Consider the following 16,362-nt stretch of genomic DNA (forward strand, 5'->3'; position numbering starts at 1 on the left):
GCGGAGGACGTCCCCGCGTGGCGAGAGCCCTCACCCGCCGCGCTCTGCGAGTGCGGCCTCTCCCGCAAGCGGGAGAGGCGGAGCAAGCTCGCGGACAGTTCTCGTGAAATCCATATGCGATTGCCCTACGGCCTGAGGGAGCGACGCCACTCCTGCATGCAAGCCCGGGGGCACACGCCAGGATAGCACAGGCCGATCCGGGACGACAGCCAGCAGAGCAGCCGTCACCGGCAGCAACATTGACGCAAATCAACATCGAATGCGGTGCATCAGCCCCGCGACCGCTCCATCTCGAGCTCGGCCTTGAGGTTGTCGAGGTCGCGATAAATCGAAGCGACCGCCAGCACGCGGCCGCCCTTGCGGTACTTCAGCAGGCAGTCCTTGCCGGAAATGCTGCCGTCGATCGCGATGTCGTCAAAGCTCTCGGCGTGACCGACATAGTTGATCGGGACGTCATAGTGCTGGCTCCAGAAGAACGGCACGGCGTCAAAACGCTCGCGCTTGCCGAGCATGTTGCGCGCAGCGGTCTGGCCTTGGCGCTCCGCCACGACCCAGTGCTCGACGCGGATGGTTTGCCGCGCATGCGGATCGGGCCAGCGCGCGATGTCACCGGCAGCGAAGATGCCAGCGACGCTGGTCTCGAGATATTCGCTGACGCTGACGCCGCGATCGGCGGCCAGGCCCGCCTGCTCCGCCAGCGCGATACGCGGCCTGACGCCGATGCCGACCACGACGAGTTCGGCCTCGATCACGGCGCCGCTCGTCAACGTGGCGCGGGTGCCGTCGAGCTTCTCCACGGTATCTTTCAGATGGAAGTTGACGCCGTTCTCTTCGTGCAGCGCGCGCACGAAGTCGCCCATCTCGGGGCCGAGCACCTTCTGCATCGGCCGCTCCTCCGGCGCGACCACATGCACCTCGATCTTGCGCGCCCGCAAGGACGCCGCGACCTCGAGGCCGATAAAACTGGCGCCGATCACCAATGCGCGCCTGGCGCTCCCGGCGGCCTTGATGATGGCGCGGCTGTCGGCGACGGAGCGCAGGGTGTGGACATGCGGCTGGTCCGCACCGGGGATCTGCAATCTGACCGGCTCGGAGCCGGTGGCGAGCAACAGCCGATCGAACGGAAGCTTGTCGCCATTGCCCAGAGTCACGCTGCGCGCCTTCGGATCGATCGCCGCGACGCTGGTGTTCAGCCTGAGGTCGATGCCGGCGTCCTGATAATAGTCCTCGTCCCGCAGCGGCAGCCAATCCTCCGGCGCGTTGCCGGCGAGGTAGTCCTTGGAAAGGTTGGGCCGGTCGACCGGCATCGCGCCATCATTGCTGAGCATGGTGACGGCGCCGGCAAAGCCCTCGCGCCGGAGCGTCTCGGCCGCCGCAAAGCCCGCCGCGCCGCCGCCGACGATGACGAATCTTTCCGGCGTCGGCGCGCTGCGATGGGCCGTTGACGGCTTTGGTGCCTCGCGCTTGCGCTGAACGACGATCCTGTCGCCATCACGCGCGATGTCCCATACCGCCAGCGCATTCAGCGCCGGCGGCCGAGTGGGCTCGCCCGAGCGCAAGGAGAAGCAGGCGTGATGCCAGGGACAACGGATGGTATCGCCGACCACGAGGCCCTCGGCGAGCGGCCCGTGATAGTGGCTGCAAGACGGCTCGATCGCAAAGATCTGGCCGCCGGCCTGCACCAGCAGGACATCCTCCTCGCCGACATGGCCGAGCAACTTGCCGTCCTTGAACTCCGTCAGCGACACGCCGTTGGTGAGGTCGGGCCCACCGGGCTTCTTGTCCTCGGTCATGGTTGTCTCCTTGGCGTTGTCTCCTTGGCGTCGTCTCCTTGCGGATCAATCGTCCGAATTGGCCAGCCCCAGCAGCTCCTGCCGGGTCAGCGCGTTGTCGCGGAAAACACCCAACATGCGGCTGGTGACGAGATCGGTGCCGGGCTTGTGCGCACCGCGCGTGGTCATGCAGTGGTGCGTCGCCTTGAGGATGACGCCGACGCCTTCGGGCTTCAGCACATCGTTGATGGTGTTGGCGATCTGCGCGGTCATCTTCTCCTGGATCTGGAGACGCTTTGCGTAGATGTCGACGACGCGCGCGAGCTTGCTGATGCCGACGACGCGCCCCTTCGGGATATAGGCGACCCAGGCGCGTCCGACGATCGGCGCCATATGGTGCTCGCAATGGCTCTCGAAGCGAACGCCGCGCAGCACGATCATCTCGTCGTAGCCCTCGATCTCCTCGAAGGTCTTTTGCAGGATTTCCGTCGGATCCTGCGCATAGCCGGAGAAATATTCCTCAAAGGCGCGCGCGACCCGGTCCGGCGTCTCGCGCAGGCCATCGCGCGCGGGATCGTCGCCGGCCCAGCGGATCATGGTGCGGATGGCCTGCTCGACCTCCGCCCTGTCGGGCCGCTCGCTCGGCGCCTGCGCCACCGCAACACGTTCCAGCCTGCGCGGTTGTGATGTCATCGAAAACCTCCCCTGCAACGAGCCGCAAACAGAAGCGGCCCCACAGCTTGGACGGCTGCGATCGGAAAAGGTTCCCGTGATCAGGAAAATTTGGAAGGGATTGCCAGGGAGCGCGGCCTAACACTGCATGGTGAGAAGCGGGAAAGCGCGTCACCGGACGATGCTTCGCATCGCCGGGAGAACCATGCGGCCGGCTCCCGATATCGCTGCGCTCATCCCGGCTAGAAGGTCAACCTACTTTTGCGGTCCCGACAGCGAGATCTCGCGCTCGGCACGGAAGACGTTGCTGTAGAGGTTGGCGATCCATTGGCGGCCGATCTCGGTCTTGTTGAGATAGCCGATCTCGGTCTGGATGTGCGGGGCGACGCTGTTCCAGTAGAATTGTGGATAGCGATTCACGATGTCGGCAGGCGAGTCGTAGCCGAGCTGGCGGTTGATGCCGACCTCCTCGAACTCGTAATAGAGCGCATTGGCCTTGCGCAGATAGTTGGGATCACCGAGCTGGCCGATGAAGTCGGCGGCGCGCAGGATCGAGGCTTCGTGGTCATACTCCTGCCCTTCGCGGGCGGGGAAGCGGGTGCCCTCGATGGCGCGGGCGACGCGCTCACTGTCGACGCCGCGGATCGGCGGAAGCCGCCGCCTCACGAACAGTTTCGACCGGTCAACGTGATACATCATCAGACTGGCATCCGAGGCGCCGCGCGGCAGCGACACTTTGGTGCAAGCCTCGTCAATGATGAAACCGTCTTCGTCATCCTCCGGAAACAGCCCGCGGACATAGCCGATATCGTGCGCAAGGCAGGCGATCAGGACGTGAATGTAATCCTCGGCATCGATATGCGCATGCAGATTGCGGCCAAGCATGATCGCCTGGGCCGCCAGCGTCACCAGCATCGTATGCTCGATATTGTGATAGAGCGCATCGCTGTTGCCGATGCATTCCATCGCGGTGCGGGTCGAGGCTTCCACTACCCTGGCATAGGACTCGTCGTACCTGCGACGCATGAACGAGCCCAGCAACTTCTCCAGGGATTCAGCCGCCAGTCTCGGTAACGTCATCATGGATGCAGCCCCGCTTGATGCAGCCCGGCCTGTCGCTGGTGTCCCACGCCAACTCCCGACGTTTCATTCTGTCCTCGGCGCGGCGACCAGCATAGCCCATCTTGGGCCGAGTGACCAAACCCCGGGGCGAAAACACGGAAATATGTTGTTCTTGTGCTCTGCGACATGACGGTTGCAGCGAGGGCCGGACCCACCCGGAGCGCGGCGGGACGGCAAGACCCGCCTCTACTCCACCAGCACCACGTCGACGGCGACGCCGAGCTTCTGTTTCGGCGAACCGACGATGATGCCGTCGACCGGCGAGACGTCGGAGAAGTCGCGGCCGACGGCGAGCACGATATGGTCATTGGCGACGATGAGATCGTTGGTCGGATCGAAATCGACCCAGCCAAGCTCCGCCCCGCACCACAGCGACACCCAGGCGTGGGTGGCGTCGGCGCCCTGCAAGCGCGGCTGGCCGGGCGGCGGAATGGTGCGCAAATAGCCGCTGACATAGGCCGCCGGCAGACCAAGGCCGCGCAGCCCTGCGATCATCACATGGGCAAAGTCCTGGCAGACGCCGTGGCGCTGGTCGAAGACTTCGTTGAGCGGCGTCGAGATCACGGTGGCTTTGGGGTCGTAGCGAAACTCGGTGCGGATGCGATGCATCAGATCGACCGCGCCGGCGAGGATGCCCGCACCTTGCGCAAAGCTCTCCGCCGCATAGACGCTGACCGGGCGCAGCACGGGCACAAGCGGACTCGCAAAGACATAGCCGACCGGCGAGGACGGCCCGAGGCTGGCGGCCTCGAGCGCGATGTCGCGAACGCTCTCCCAGGGCGGGCTCGACGCATCGCGCGCCGGCGGCTTGCGCGCGACGGAAACGCGCGAGCGTGAATCGATGCGCAAGTCTCGATGCGCGGCCTCGATGACGATGCTCTCGGTCAGCGTGCCGAAGAAATCCCGCCGGACGTGGCGCTCGGACGGACGCGGGCGGATCTCGACGCGATGCGAGATCAGGTCCTGGCCATTGCCGCTCCGCGGCTCCAGCCGCAGCGTGCAGCGGGCGAAGCTGACCGGGCTCTCATATTCGTAGGTGGTGACGTGCCTTATGTCGTAGATCACGCCAGCCCCGTCAGCTTTTCCGGCCGGCTGGCATTGGGACCGTGCGGGAAGTAATGCAGCCCGACCGCCTCGGCGAGGCTGAGCAGATCCTGCTCCAACGCGAACAGGGTCTTGGCTTCGAGCTTCTCGGCTTCCGCGGTGGCGAGCGTCGCCTGCACCGCCACCGCAAGGCGCTGCGGTTGCTCGATCAGGCCGTGCTCCTTCAGGCTCGGCAGCGCGGCGATATGCTCGTTCAGCTGCATCACCTGGAACGCGACCGAACGCGGATTGTAGGGATCGAGCACGGCGAGATCGCGCACCGGCGCGAGGATCGGTGCCAGCAGATAGCGCGAGCGGTAGGTGATCTGGGAATCCACCAGCGTCAGCAGGATATCGAGATCCTCATCGCCGGCCTCGTCATAGGCGAATTGACGAGCAAAACGCGCGGTGTTGATAGCGCGCTCGGCACGGCGGCCGATATCGAGGAAGCGCCAGCCCGCGGCGCGGTTCATGTTCTCCTGCGCAAGGCCGGCAAAGCTCGCAAGCTCCTGCAAGGTCAGCTCGGCCGCGCTCAGCACGCCGTCGTCGCCTTCGACTTCGTAAGCGAGACGCTCGGCCATCTCGGTGATGACCTGCCAGGCGTCGGGCGACAGCCGCTCGCGCAGGGAGGTCGCGGTGCGCTGTGCCGCGCGCACCAGCGACAGCGCCGAGCCGAAACGCTCGGGGCTCTGCAAGGCTTCGGCGACGATGCGGCCTGGCGCGGTGCGCGAGGCCTGCGAGATCGCGCCCCACGCCAGCAAGAGGCGCTGGATGCGGTCGGCCGATTGCAGCGAGGCCGCGGTGCCCTTGTTGGGCCCGCTCGGCGAGCTCAGCGCGCGCACGAGGCGCAGCGTCGCCTCGGCGCGCTCGAGATAGCGGCCGAGCCAGAACAGATTGTCGGCGGCACGGCTCGGCAGCACGCCGGCGATGCGGCGGATGCGGACCTTGTCGGTCGCGGGCAGCAGCGTCGCGATCGAGACCTTCTTTTTCGAGACCACCCAGACATCGGCGGCGCGGGCGCCGTCGCCCATCGACACCGCGCGCGCATCGGCCTGCTCGGCGATCCGGCAGAAGCCGCCGGGCATGATGGCCCAGCCGTCCGGGGTCGCGGCCGCGAACACGCGCAGCACGAAGGGCCGCGGCATGAGCTGGCCTTGCTCCCACACCGGCATGGTCGAGAGCCGCACCACCTCCTGGCCGACATAGTCCATGCCGCGCGCGGTGATGGCATCGATCAATCGTTGGCGGCCGGCGGCGTCGAGCTCGCTCGCCAGCACCGGGCCGTTGCGCTCGAAGCCGGGAACGCCGCGTCGGTAGGCGCCCTCGATTGCGACCTCGTCGAGCCGCGACAGCACCTCCTCGCGCGCCGAGCGCTGGCCGCACCACCAGGTCGCGATGTGCGGCATCTTCAGCTCTTCGCCGAGCAGCCGGCGGCTCAGCGCCGGCAGGAAGCCGAGCAGCGCCCGCGCCTCCAGGACGCCCGAGCCCGGCATGTTGGCGACGACGGCGCCGTCCTTGCGCAGCACATCGATCAGGCCGGGCACGCCGAGATGCGAGGACGCATCGAGCTCGAGCGGATCGAGCGAGTTGGAATCGACGCGGCGCAGCAGCACGTCGAGCCGCTTGAGGCCGGCAACGGTGCGGATGTGGATGCGGTTGTCGCTGACCGCGAGATCCTCGCCCTCGACCAGCAGAAAGCCGAGATAGCGCGCCAGCGTCGCGTGCTCGAAATAGGTCTCGCTGAAACTGCCGGGGGTGAGCACGCCGATGCGCGGCTCGTCGCGATCGGCGCGCGCGCGCAGTGAGTCGCGAAAGGCCTCGAAGAACGGCGCGACGCGCGGCACGTTCATCGAATTGTAGAGATCGGAGAAGGCGCGCGACTGCACGAGGCGGTTCTCCAGCGCATAGCCCGCGCCTGACGGCGCCTGCGTGCGGTCGCCGAGCACCCACCAGCGGCCGTCCGGGCCGCGGCCGACATCGGCGGCATAGAGCGAGAGATAGCGGCCGCCCGGCGGCGGCACGCCGCAGACGGGGCGGAGATATTCGGGACTGCCGGCGATCGCGGCCGCCGGCAGCGCGCCTTCGGCGACCAGCCGGCCCTCGCCATAGATGTCGCGCAGCACCAGCTCCAGAAGCTCGGCGCGCTGGGTGATGCCGGCGGAGAGCTGCTGCCAATCGGCCTCGTCGATCAAGAGCGGCAGATGGCTGAGCGACCAGGGCCGGTCGGCGCTGTCGCCGGGCGCGCGGTAGGTGACGCCGGCCTCGCGGAGGTGACGGTCGGCCATGGCGAAGCGCCGCTCGGCCTCGTCGGGCGCCAGCGCGCCGAAGGCGTCGAAGAAGCGGCTCCAGACCGCGCGGGGGGCGCCATCAGGCCCCAGAAACTCGTCGGGAATGCCGGGCAGCCGGCGATAGTCGCGCGCCCATTGGGCGAGACGGCGCTGGCTTTCACGCTGGCCTTCACACTGGTCTTGCGCCTGCCCCGCCCTGTCGTCCTGTTCGGCTGCGCCTTCGGCCATGCGCCTCTCCCTGCCCCACCATCATACTCATTGCAGGAGCGGGGTCCGCAAGTCGAGGGTCAGCGGAAACTCATTTGTGCGTTCCTCGGGCAGCGGCTGCATCGGTCCCGGGGTATGGCCGTGGTCCTGGAAGCGCGCCAGCCGCCGCGCCTCGGCCTCATAGGTGTTGACCGGCTTGGTGTCGTAACTGCGCCCGCCGGGATGAGCGACGTGATAGACGCAGCCGCCGAGCGAGCGGCCGTTCCAGATGTCGATCAGGTCGAAGGTCAGCGGCGCGTGGACGGGAATGGTCGGGTGCAGGCCGGAGGCCGGCTGCCAGGCCTTGAAGCGGACGCCGGCCACGGCCTCGCCCGAGCGGCCGGTCGCGGTCATCGGCAGGCGGCGGCCGTTGCAGGTGACGATGTGACGTCCTTCGACGAAACCTTCAGCCTTCACTTGAAGCCGTTCAACCGACGAGTCCACATAACGCACCGTGCCGCCGGCCGAGCCCTCCTCGCCCAGCACGTGCCACGGCTCCAGTGCCTGACGCAATTCCAAAGTCACGCCGCCATGATGGACCCGGCCGAAGGCGGGGAAGCGGAATTCGAGCTGGGCCAGATACCATTCCGGCTCAAAGGGGTAGCCTGATTGCTTCAACTCAGACAGCACATCAACGAAATCCTCCCAGATGAAGTGAGGCAGCATGAAGCGGTCGTGCAGCGCAGTGCCCCAGCGCACAAACTTGCCGTGTTGCGGCTCGCGCCAGAATTTTGCGATCAGCGCACGGATGAGCAGTTGCTGCGCCAGCGACATGCGCGCGTCCGGCGGCATTTCGAGCGCGCGGAATTCGACGAGGCCGAGACGGCCGGTGGGCCCATCCGGCGAATAGAGCTTGTCGATGCAGATCTCGGCGCGATGGGTGTTGCCGGTGATGTCGACCAGCAGGTGCCGGAACAGCCGGTCGACCAGCCACAGCGGGGTCTGGGTGCCGGGCGGCGGCACGTGCGAGAGCGCGATCTCGAGCTCGTAGATGCTGTCGTGGCGCGCCTCGTCGATGCGCGGCGCCTGGCTGGTCGGACCGATGAACAGACCGGAGAAGAAGTAGGACAGCGAGGGATGCCGCTGCCAGTACAGGACGAGGCTCTTCAACAGATCAGGCCGGCGCAGGAACGGCGAATCCTGCGGGCTCGAGCCGCCGACCACGACGTGGTTGCCGCCGCCGGTGCCGGTGTGACGGCCGTCGACCAGGAAGCGGTTGGCGCCGAGGCGCACCTTGCCGGCATCTTCATAGAGGCCTGAGGTGATCTCGACCGCCTCGCGCCAGCTTTTTGCAGGCTGGATGTTGATCTCGATGACTCCAGGATCGGGCGTCACCTTGATGACCTCGATGCGTGGATCGAACGGCGGCGGATAGCCTTCGACATGAACCTGAAGCTGCATCTCCTCGGCGGTGGCTTCGAGGGCTGCAATCAGCTCGAGATAATCCTCGATGCGCTCGGCCGGCGGCATGAAGGCGCAGATCACGCCATCGCGGACCTCGACCGACAGCGCGGTGCGGACCGGGACGGACGCATTGAGCTGCTCGGGCGCGACCCGCGGCAGCGATTCCGGGCGGGCCGGAAGACTGAACACCGGCAGCTTGCCGCGCACCTCCATCGAGTCCTGCTCGACGATATAGGGATATTGGTCGGACGGGACATGGCCGAGCGAGCCGAGCGGCAAGCGCAGGCCGAGCGGTGAATCGCCCGGCGTCAGGAACAGATGCTTGCGCCGGAGCTGCCAACGCTCGCTGCGCCAGCGCGGCGGCGCGTTCCAGCGCTGGATCGGCAGCACGAAGCCGCGCGGCGTGGTCAGACCTTCGTCGAACACACGCGCCATCCGCGCGCGTTCTTCCGCATTGGACAATTTGGAATCGGCGGGATCGACGTTGACGGGAAGGTCGGCCTCCTTCTTGAGCCAGTAGATGGAATCCTCATAGGCCGGAATGATGTAGCCCGGATCGAGCCCGAGTCGCGCGGCCGTGCCTTCCATGAAGGCTTCGGCGTCCCTGACCTCGGGCCGCCGCGGGTTCTCGATCCTCGCAATGAGGTCGGCGTTCTTCCAGATCGGCACGCCGTCCTTGCGCCAGTAGAGACCAAAAGCCCAGCGCGGCAGGCTCTCGCCCGGATACCATTTGCCCTGGCCGTAATGCAAAAGGCCGCCCGGCGTAAAACGCGTGCGCAGGCGGCGGATCAGATCGTCGCCCAGCGCGCGCTTGGTCGGGCCGACAGCGTCCATGTTCCACTCGGCGGCTTCGAGATCGTCGACCGAGACGAAGGTCGGCTCGCCGCCCATGGTCAGCCGCACGTCCTGCGCGGCGAGATCGCCATCCACCTGCTCGCCGAGATCGTTGAGCCGCGCCCAGGATTCGTCGGAGAACGGTTTTGTGATGCGCGGCGCCTCGCGAATGCGCTTCACGCTCATGTCGAAAGCGAACTCGACCTCGGCAAAGCCGGCGCCGCCGGAGATCGGCGCCGCCGAGCGATAGTGCGGCGTGGCGGCAACCGGGATGTGCCCCTCGCCCGCGAGCATGCCCGACGTCGCGTCGAATCCGATCCAGCCAGCGCCCGGCAGATAGACCTCGGCCCAGGCGTGCAGATCGGTGAAATCGTTTGCGACCTCCGGCGGTCCCTCGATCGGATCGACGTCGGGACGGATCTGGATCAAATAGCCGGAGACGAAGCGCGCCGCGAGGCCGAGATGGCGCACGGTCTGGATCAGGAGCCAGGCGGAGTCGCGGCACGAGCCGGCACCGGACGCCAGCGTCTCTTCCGGCGTCTGCACGCCGGGCTCCATGCGGATGATGTAACGGACGTGCTTTTGAAGCTCGCGATTGAGATCGACCAGGAAGTTGACGGTGTTCGGGGCTTCATGCGGGATCGAGTCGAGGAATTTCGCGAACAGGCGATCGGGCTTGATGGTCTCGAGATAGGGCGCGAGCTCGGTCTTGAGGTCGTTCGGATATTCGAACGGAAAGCTGTCGGCATAGGGCTCGACGAAGAAGTCGAACGGGTTGACCACGGTCATCTGCGCCGTGAAATCGACCTCGAATTTCAGCTCGGTCGTCTTCTCCGGGAAGACGTAGCGCGCGAGCCAGTTGCCTTGCGGGTCCTGCTGCCAGTTCACGAAATGATTGGAGGGTGTGACCTTGAGCGAATAGCTCAGGACCGGCGTGCGCGTATGCGGCGCCGGCCGCAGCCGGATGGTCTGCGGTCCCAAGTCGATCGGGCGGTCGTATTTGTAGTGCGTGACGTGGTGTAATGCGACGTAGATCGACACGGGATGCGATGCTCCAGCAGCTTTTTTGAGCAGAACACTGGAGGTGATCGCGAGCAAGCATTAACAACGGGCAGTGATTGCCTACGAACTATCCCCGTAGCGGGGATGGAGCGCAGCGTAATCCGGGATTCTCACGAGGGCACGAAGGTCCCGGATTGCGCTTCGCTCCATCCGGGTTACAGGCTCGCTACACGCTCTCTCACATTGTCGCGCCAAGCACCCACGGCGCAAACTCGGCGCCGCCGAAATCGAAGCTCTCACTCTTGGTCGGCTGGCCGGAGGCGGTCTTGAGGATAAGATCGAAGATGCGCTGGCCGCACTCCTGAACGCTCTCCTCGCCTTCGAGGATGGTGCCGCAATTGACGTCCATGTCCTCTTCCATGCGCTTGTACATGGGCGTGTTGGTGGCGAGCTTGATCGAGGGTGCCGGCTTGCAGCCGAACACGCTACCGCGGCCGGTGGTGAAGCAGACGAGGTTGGCGCCGCCCGCGACCTGGCCCGTCGCCGCGACCGGGTCGTAGCCGGGCGTGTCCATGAACACGAAGCCGCGCTTGGTCACGGGCTCGGCGTAACGCAGCACGTCGACGAGATTGGTGGTGCCGGCCTTGGCCATCGCGCCGAGCGACTTCTCCAGAATCGTGGTGAGGCCGCCGGCCTTGTTGCCGGGGCTCGGATTGGCGTTCATCTCGGCGCCTTCGCGCGCGGTGTACTCGTCCCACCAGCGCATCAGATCGACCAGCTTCTCGCCGACCTCGCGGCTGACGGCGCGGCGCGTCAAGAGATGCTCGGCGCCGTAGGTCTCCGGCGTCTCCGACAGGATCACGGTGCCGCCGTGACGCACGATGAGATCGCTCGCAGCACCCAGCGCCGGATTGGCCGAGACGCCGGAATAGCCGTCCGAGCCGCCGCATTGCAGGGCTACGGTCAATTCACTCGCGGGCACGGACTCGCGCTTGACTTTGTTGGCGTCGGCCAGCGCCTCGCGCACGAAGGCAACGCCCGCCTCCACGGTCTTGCGGGTGCCGCCGACCTCCTGAATGTCCATCGCGCGCAGGCGGCCGGCGAGCTTCTGCTCTTCCATCAGGCCGCCGATCTGGTTCACCTCGCAGCCCAGCCCAAGCACGATGACGTGGGAGAAATTGACGTGCCGCGCATAGCCGCCTAGCGTGCGGCGGAGCAGCGCCAAGGGCTCGTTCTGGGTCATGCCGCAGCCGGTCTTGTGCGTCAGCGCGACCACGCCGTCGACATTGGGGAAGTCGGCCAGCGGATTGTCGCCGGTGAAGGGATTCTTCTTGAAGACGTCGGCGACGAGGCTTGCGACATGCGCGCTGCAATTCACCGAGGTGAGGATGCCGATATAGTTGCGCGTGGCGACGCGGCCGTCCGGGCGGCGAATGCCTTCGAAAGTCGCCGGCAGATCGAAGTTCGGCGTCGGCTTGACGTCGGCGCAATAGGCATAGTCCTTGGCGAAATCGCCCATGCCGCAGTTCTGCACGTGCACGTGCTGGCCGGGCGCGATCGGCGTCGTCGCAAATCCGATGATCTGGCCGTAGCGGATGACAGGCTCGCCCACGGCGATCGGCTTGATCGCGACCTTGTGGCCGGAGGGAATGCGCTCGACCGTAGTGACGCCCTCAGCCACCACCGTCCCCGGCGGCAGGCTGGCGCGCGCGATCAGCACGCCATCATCGGGATGCAGGCGGATGACGGGGCTGATGGTCATGGATGTCTCCTTGGGTCTTACGTCACCTCTCCCCGTTCTTACGGGGAGAGGTCGGATCGCGCTTGGCGATGCGAAGCATTGTCCAAAGCGATCCGGTTGAGGGCGAGCCGCGCGCTCGATCGATAGATTAGTCCGGTTGAGAGAAGCCCCCCACCCTAACCCTCTCCCCGTAAGAACAGGGAGAGGGAAAGGAGCGAGATCAGGCCTTCCCGGCCGAATCCTTCCGCGTCGCATTGACCTGCATCTTGGCGTAGGTCGTCATCAAGCCGACCTCGTTCGAGAGCGTCACCAGCTTGAAACCCATGTTGATGGCGCGCGCCGCGCCTTCGGCGCCGCTGCAATGGATGCCGGGGTTGAGGCCGCGCTTGCCGCACTCCTTGATGATCTTGTCGTAGATCGCGAGGATCTCCGGCTCGGTGCGGTCGAGCTTGGGCTCGAGGCCGTAGGAGAAGCCGAGGTCCGACGGGCCGATATAGACGCCGTCGATGCCCTCGACGTCGAGGATCGCTTCCATGTTCTCGACCGCGGTCTTCGTTTCCATCATCGGCAGCAGGATGGTGTCGGCATTGGCGGTCTTCTGGTACGAGCCCGCGGTGCCGTACATGCCGGCGCGGATCGGGCCGTTGGAGCGGACGCCCTGCGGCGGATATTTCGAATAGGAGACGAGGTTCCGAGCTTCTTGCGGCGTGTTGACCATCGGGCAGATCACGCCATAGGCGCCGCCGTCGAGCACCTTGCCGATGATGCCGGGCTCGTTCCAGGGCACGCGGACCATCGGGGTCACCGGATGCTTGTCCATCGCCTGGAAGCACTGCACCATCGACAGGTAATCCTGGACGCCGTGCTGCATGTCGACCGTGACGCTGTCGAAGCCGCATTGCGCGATCATCTCGGCCGAGAAGCCGGAGGGTATAGCGAGCCACGCGTTGACCACGGCCTTGCCCGACTTCCAGATTTCCTTGACCTTGTTCGCCACGTTGCCTTCCTTCTTTGTTGTTTGGACCGTGCTGTTTGGACCATCGTCACCAAACGCCGCGGCAGCACGACTCTGCTTTTCCGGTGCCGATTTGGGCGGATCAGCCTGAGCGGCACTTTGAGCGAAAAAAACCGGTCATGTCCATGGCTCTTGCCGCGCCCACGCGCATATCTGGTTTCACTCCTCGGCACTTGCCTCCTCGCCGGTGCCGAGCCCCGCGAGGCTTTGTTCGAGCTCGCCGAGCATGTCCTGCAACTCGGCGAGCTTGCGTGCGCCAAAGCGCCGCGTGATCTCGGCATAGATCGCCTCCGAAGTCGGGGCCACGGACGCCATCAGCTTCACGCCCTTTTCCGAGATCGAGACCATGCTCCGGCGCTGGTCCGCCTTCGCGATTCTGCGCTCGATCAGATTGCGTGCCTCGAGATCGCGTAGGATGCGCGACAGGCTCGGCCCGAGCAGGAACGCGGTGCGAGCAAGTTCCGTGACCTCGGCGGCCTCGATGGCAGCGAGCGCGCGCAGGATGCGCCATTGCTGCTCGGTGAGACCATGCTGGCGCAGCGAGGGGCGAAACTGCCGCATCACCGCCTCGCGCGCCCGCAGCAGCGACATCGGCAGCGAGCGCGAGAAGTCGCGCATCGGCACCTGCCGCGCGGCAGGTGCACCAGCTCCGTTCGCGGGATCAGCCGGTCTCTTCGTCATGACGCCCTTTCAAGCCACAAGAGGTTTGCAGTGCAGCACGGCCAGATTCTGTTTGACGCATTCACTTAACATGTTAAGTATTTTTCGGGCACCACGATTTTGGTCCGTTACCAATGCCGTTTTCCAACGACGATATCCAGGCTTGCGCAAGCCGTCGGCACCAGGCGGAGAAGACCCGCGTGCAGATCCGGCAGCTCTCTCAGGATTTCCCAGACATCAGCATCGCCAATGCCTACGCGATTCAGAAGGGGTGGGTCGACGTCAAGATCGCGGAGGGGCGCATCGCAAGGAGTCACAAGATCGGCGTGACCTCGAAGGCGATGCAGAGCGCGCTCGATATCGACGGGCCTGACTCGGGCGTGCTCGCCGGCTCCTTCATCCCGATCGAGACCCGCAACGGCGACACAATTCAGGCCGATTATGGCGCCTACGGCTCGGTCAGCAGCTACTTCGCTTAGGCGAACAAAAAGATAGGGAATGAAATCGCGATGCCGCATTTCACCATCGAATATTCGGCCAATCTCGATGGCCGCCTCGATATCGATACGGTTTGCGAGGTCGTGCGCAAGGCGGCGGTGGAGACCGGCATCTTCCCGCTCGGCGGCATCCGCGTTCGCGCTGTGAGGTGTGAACATTATGCGATCGCCGATGCGCGGCAGGACTACGGCTTCCTCGACATGGTGCTGCGCATCGGCGAAGGCCGCGACCTCAAGACCCGCCAGAAAGCCGGCGACTACGTTTTCCAGGCGCTGTCAAAGCATCTCGACCCCGTCTTCGCCGCCAGCAAATTCGCTCTGTCGTTCGACATGCAGATCAACGACAAGGACACCAGCTGGAAGCGCAACAACATCCACGACGCATTGAAAGTGGAGGCCGCTCATGGATAAGCCCAGCCCGAAAGCCGATGTGTTCCAGGCCAATCGCGACCGCGCCGCGCCGCTGCTGAAGACGCTGCGTGCCGACGGCATCGGCCACATGATCGACGGCAAGATCGTCGCCTCGATCTCTGGCGAGACATTCGAGACCAAGTCGCCCATCGATGGCGCAACGCTTGCCAGCGTTGCCCGCGGCAATGCCGAGGACATCGATGCTGCGGCGACCGCCGCTGCGCTTGCCTTCAAGTCCTGGCGCGACATGGCGCCCGCGATGCGGCGCAAGCTGCTCCATCGGGTGGCCGACGCGATCGAAGACAATGCCGAAGACATCGCCGTGCTCGAATGCGTCGACACTGGCCAGGCCTATCGCTTCATGGCCAAGGCCGCGGTCCGGGCTGCCGAAAACTTCCGCTTCTTCGCCGATAGATGCACTGAAGCGCGCGACGGCCTCAACACGCCGAGCGACGAGCACTGGAACATCTCGACGCGCGTGCCGATCGGCCCCGTCGGCGTGATCACGCCATGGAACACGCCGTTCATGCTGTCCACCTGGAAGATCGCCCCGGCGCTGGCTGCGGGGTGCACCGTCGTGCACAAGCCGGCCGAATGGTCGCCGGTGACGGCTTCCATGCTGGCAAAGCTCGTCAAGGAAGCCGGCGTTCCCGACGGCGTGCTCAACACCGTGCATGGTTTTGGCGAAGAGGCCGGCAAGGCGCTGACCGAGCATCCCGCCATCAAGGCGATCGGCTTTGTCGGCGAGAGCGCGACGGGCTCGGCGATCATGGTTCAGGGCGCGCCAACCTTGAAGCGCGTGCATTTCGAACTCGGCGGCAAGAATCCGGTGATCGTGTTCGATGACGCCGATCTCGACCGCGCGCTCGATGCCGTCGTGTTCATGATCTACTCGCTCAACGGCGAGCGCTGCACCTCCTCCAGCCGTCTGCTGATCCAGCAAGGCATCGCGGACAAGTTCGTCGAGAAGCTCACCGCGCGGGTGAAGGCACTGAAGGTCGGCCACCCGCTCGATCCCGCCACCGAGATCGGACCGCTGATCCACGAGCGGCATCTGGCCAAGGTGTGCTCCTATTTTGACGTCGCGCGGGAGGACGGCGCGACCATCGCCGTCGGCGGCAAGGCTTATGACGGTCCGGGCGGCGGCCACTATGTCGAGCCGACGCTGGTGACGGGCGCGCATGGCAAGATGCGGGTGGCGCAGGAAGAGGTGTTCGGCCCCTTCCTCACCGTGCTGCCCTTCAGCAACGAGGCCGACGCCATCGAGATCGCCAATGACATCCGTTACGGCCTCACCGGCTATGTCTGGACCAACGACATGGGCCGCGCCTTGCGCGTCGCCGACGCGCTGGAGGCCGGCATGATCTGGCTGAACTCCGAAAACGTTCGCCACCTGCCGACGCCGTTCGGCGGCATGAAGGCGAGCGGCATCGGCCGCGATGGCGGCGACTACTCGTTCGACTTCTACATGGAAACCAAGCACGTCTCGCTGGCGCGGGGCACGCACAAGATTCAGAGACTGGGAATTTGATTGTCATTCCGGGGCGTGCGCAGCACGAACCTGGAATCCATTCATCCACCAACTCTGCTGCATTACGGATTCCGGGTTCGGCTC

At 65.6% G+C, this 16,362-nt stretch carries 11 protein-coding genes and 1 pseudogene; 3 read left to right on the forward strand and 9 right to left on the reverse strand.

What is annotated here, in order from left to right; all coding sequences use genetic code 11:
• Positions 1-269 precede the first annotated feature (269 nt).
• The 9 genes from JJB99_RS26450 to hpaR form a co-directional block, all read right to left on the reverse strand.
• The gene (locus JJB99_RS26450) at positions 270-1,793 is read right to left on the reverse strand and encodes an FAD-dependent oxidoreductase (RefSeq protein ID WP_200495185.1); all 1,524 of its coding nucleotides are present in this window, start codon (positions 1,791-1,793) and stop codon (positions 270-272) included.
• Positions 1,794-1,838: 45 nt separating this feature from the next.
• Positions 1,839-2,465: a GTP cyclohydrolase I FolE gene (folE, locus tag JJB99_RS26455; protein ID WP_200495186.1), complete on the reverse strand. Its 627-nt coding sequence runs from the start codon at positions 2,463-2,465 to the stop codon at positions 1,839-1,841.
• Between the two features lie 234 nt (positions 2,466-2,699).
• Positions 2,700-3,527, reverse strand: a complete 828-nt coding sequence (locus tag JJB99_RS26460) for an HD domain-containing protein (RefSeq protein ID WP_200495187.1) — start codon at positions 3,525-3,527, stop codon at positions 2,700-2,702.
• 225 nt (positions 3,528-3,752) lie between these two features.
• Positions 3,753-4,631 (reverse strand): transglutaminase family protein, encoded by an 879-nt coding sequence (locus JJB99_RS26465; RefSeq protein ID WP_200495188.1) that lies wholly within the window; start codon positions 4,629-4,631, stop codon positions 3,753-3,755.
• On the reverse strand, positions 4,628-7,165 hold the full coding sequence (locus JJB99_RS26470) for a circularly permuted type 2 ATP-grasp protein (protein WP_200495189.1): 2,538 nt from the start codon (positions 7,163-7,165) through the stop codon (positions 4,628-4,630). Before JJB99_RS26470 ends, JJB99_RS26465 begins: the two co-directional genes overlap by 4 nt.
• Before the next feature lie 27 nt (positions 7,166-7,192).
• The gene (locus JJB99_RS26475; RefSeq protein WP_200495190.1) at positions 7,193-10,462 is read right to left on the reverse strand and encodes a DUF2126 domain-containing protein; all 3,270 of its coding nucleotides are present in this window, start codon (positions 10,460-10,462) and stop codon (positions 7,193-7,195) included.
• A gap of 199 nt (positions 10,463-10,661) precedes the next feature.
• Positions 10,662-12,185 carry a UxaA family hydrolase gene (locus tag JJB99_RS26480; protein WP_200495191.1) on the reverse strand — a complete coding sequence of 508 codons (1,524 nt, stop codon included), beginning with the start codon at positions 12,183-12,185 and terminating at the stop codon, positions 10,662-10,664.
• A 199-nt stretch (positions 12,186-12,384) separates the two neighbouring features.
• Positions 12,385-13,161, reverse strand: a complete 777-nt coding sequence (locus JJB99_RS26485) for an HpcH/HpaI aldolase family protein (protein WP_200495192.1) — start codon at positions 13,159-13,161, stop codon at positions 12,385-12,387.
• 177 nt (positions 13,162-13,338) lie between these two features.
• Entirely contained in the window at positions 13,339-13,860 is a 522-nt protein-coding gene (gene hpaR, locus JJB99_RS26490) for a homoprotocatechuate degradation operon regulator HpaR (protein WP_200495193.1), read from the reverse strand.
• 113 nt (positions 13,861-13,973) lie between these two features.
• Here hpaR and JJB99_RS26495 point away from each other — a divergent pair.
• The 3 genes and pseudogenes from JJB99_RS26495 to hpaE form a co-directional block, all read left to right on the forward strand.
• Positions 13,974-14,225: pseudogene (locus JJB99_RS26495) on the forward strand (2-oxo-hept-4-ene-1,7-dioate hydratase); the annotation flags it as partial.
• A 123-nt stretch (positions 14,226-14,348) separates the two neighbouring features.
• A complete protein-coding gene (locus tag JJB99_RS26500; RefSeq protein ID WP_200495194.1) occupies positions 14,349-14,747 on the forward strand; it encodes a 5-carboxymethyl-2-hydroxymuconate Delta-isomerase in 399 nt (132 codons plus the stop codon).
• Positions 14,740-16,278: a 5-carboxymethyl-2-hydroxymuconate semialdehyde dehydrogenase gene (gene hpaE / locus JJB99_RS26505; RefSeq protein WP_200495195.1), complete on the forward strand. Its 1,539-nt coding sequence runs from the start codon at positions 14,740-14,742 to the stop codon at positions 16,276-16,278. Before JJB99_RS26500 ends, hpaE begins: the two co-directional genes overlap by 8 nt.
• Positions 16,279-16,362 lie beyond the last annotated feature (84 nt).

Source organism: Bradyrhizobium diazoefficiens (genome assembly GCF_016616235.1).
In the GTDB taxonomy this organism is placed as follows: domain Bacteria; phylum Pseudomonadota; class Alphaproteobacteria; order Rhizobiales; family Xanthobacteraceae; genus Bradyrhizobium; species Bradyrhizobium diazoefficiens_H.

Coding starts and splice junctions, on each gene's coding strand:
- JJB99_RS26450 (WP_200495185.1), bottom strand. CDS start 1,793: ATGACCGAGGACAAGAAGCCCGGTGGGCCCGACCTCACCAACGGCGTG.
- JJB99_RS26500 (WP_200495194.1), top strand. CDS start 14,349: ATGCCGCATTTCACCATCGAATATTCGGCCAATCTCGATGGCCGCCTC.
- folE (WP_200495186.1), bottom strand. CDS start 2,465: ATGACATCACAACCGCGCAGGCTGGAACGTGTTGCGGTGGCGCAGGCG.
- JJB99_RS26470 (WP_200495189.1), bottom strand. CDS start 7,165: ATGGCCGAAGGCGCAGCCGAACAGGACGACAGGGCGGGGCAGGCGCAA.
- JJB99_RS26480 (WP_200495191.1), bottom strand. CDS start 12,185: ATGACCATCAGCCCCGTCATCCGCCTGCATCCCGATGATGGCGTGCTG.
- JJB99_RS26460 (WP_200495187.1), bottom strand. CDS start 3,527: ATGATGACGTTACCGAGACTGGCGGCTGAATCCCTGGAGAAGTTGCTG.
- hpaE (WP_200495195.1), top strand. CDS start 14,740: ATGGATAAGCCCAGCCCGAAAGCCGATGTGTTCCAGGCCAATCGCGAC.
- hpaR (WP_200495193.1), bottom strand. CDS start 13,860: ATGACGAAGAGACCGGCTGATCCCGCGAACGGAGCTGGTGCACCTGCC.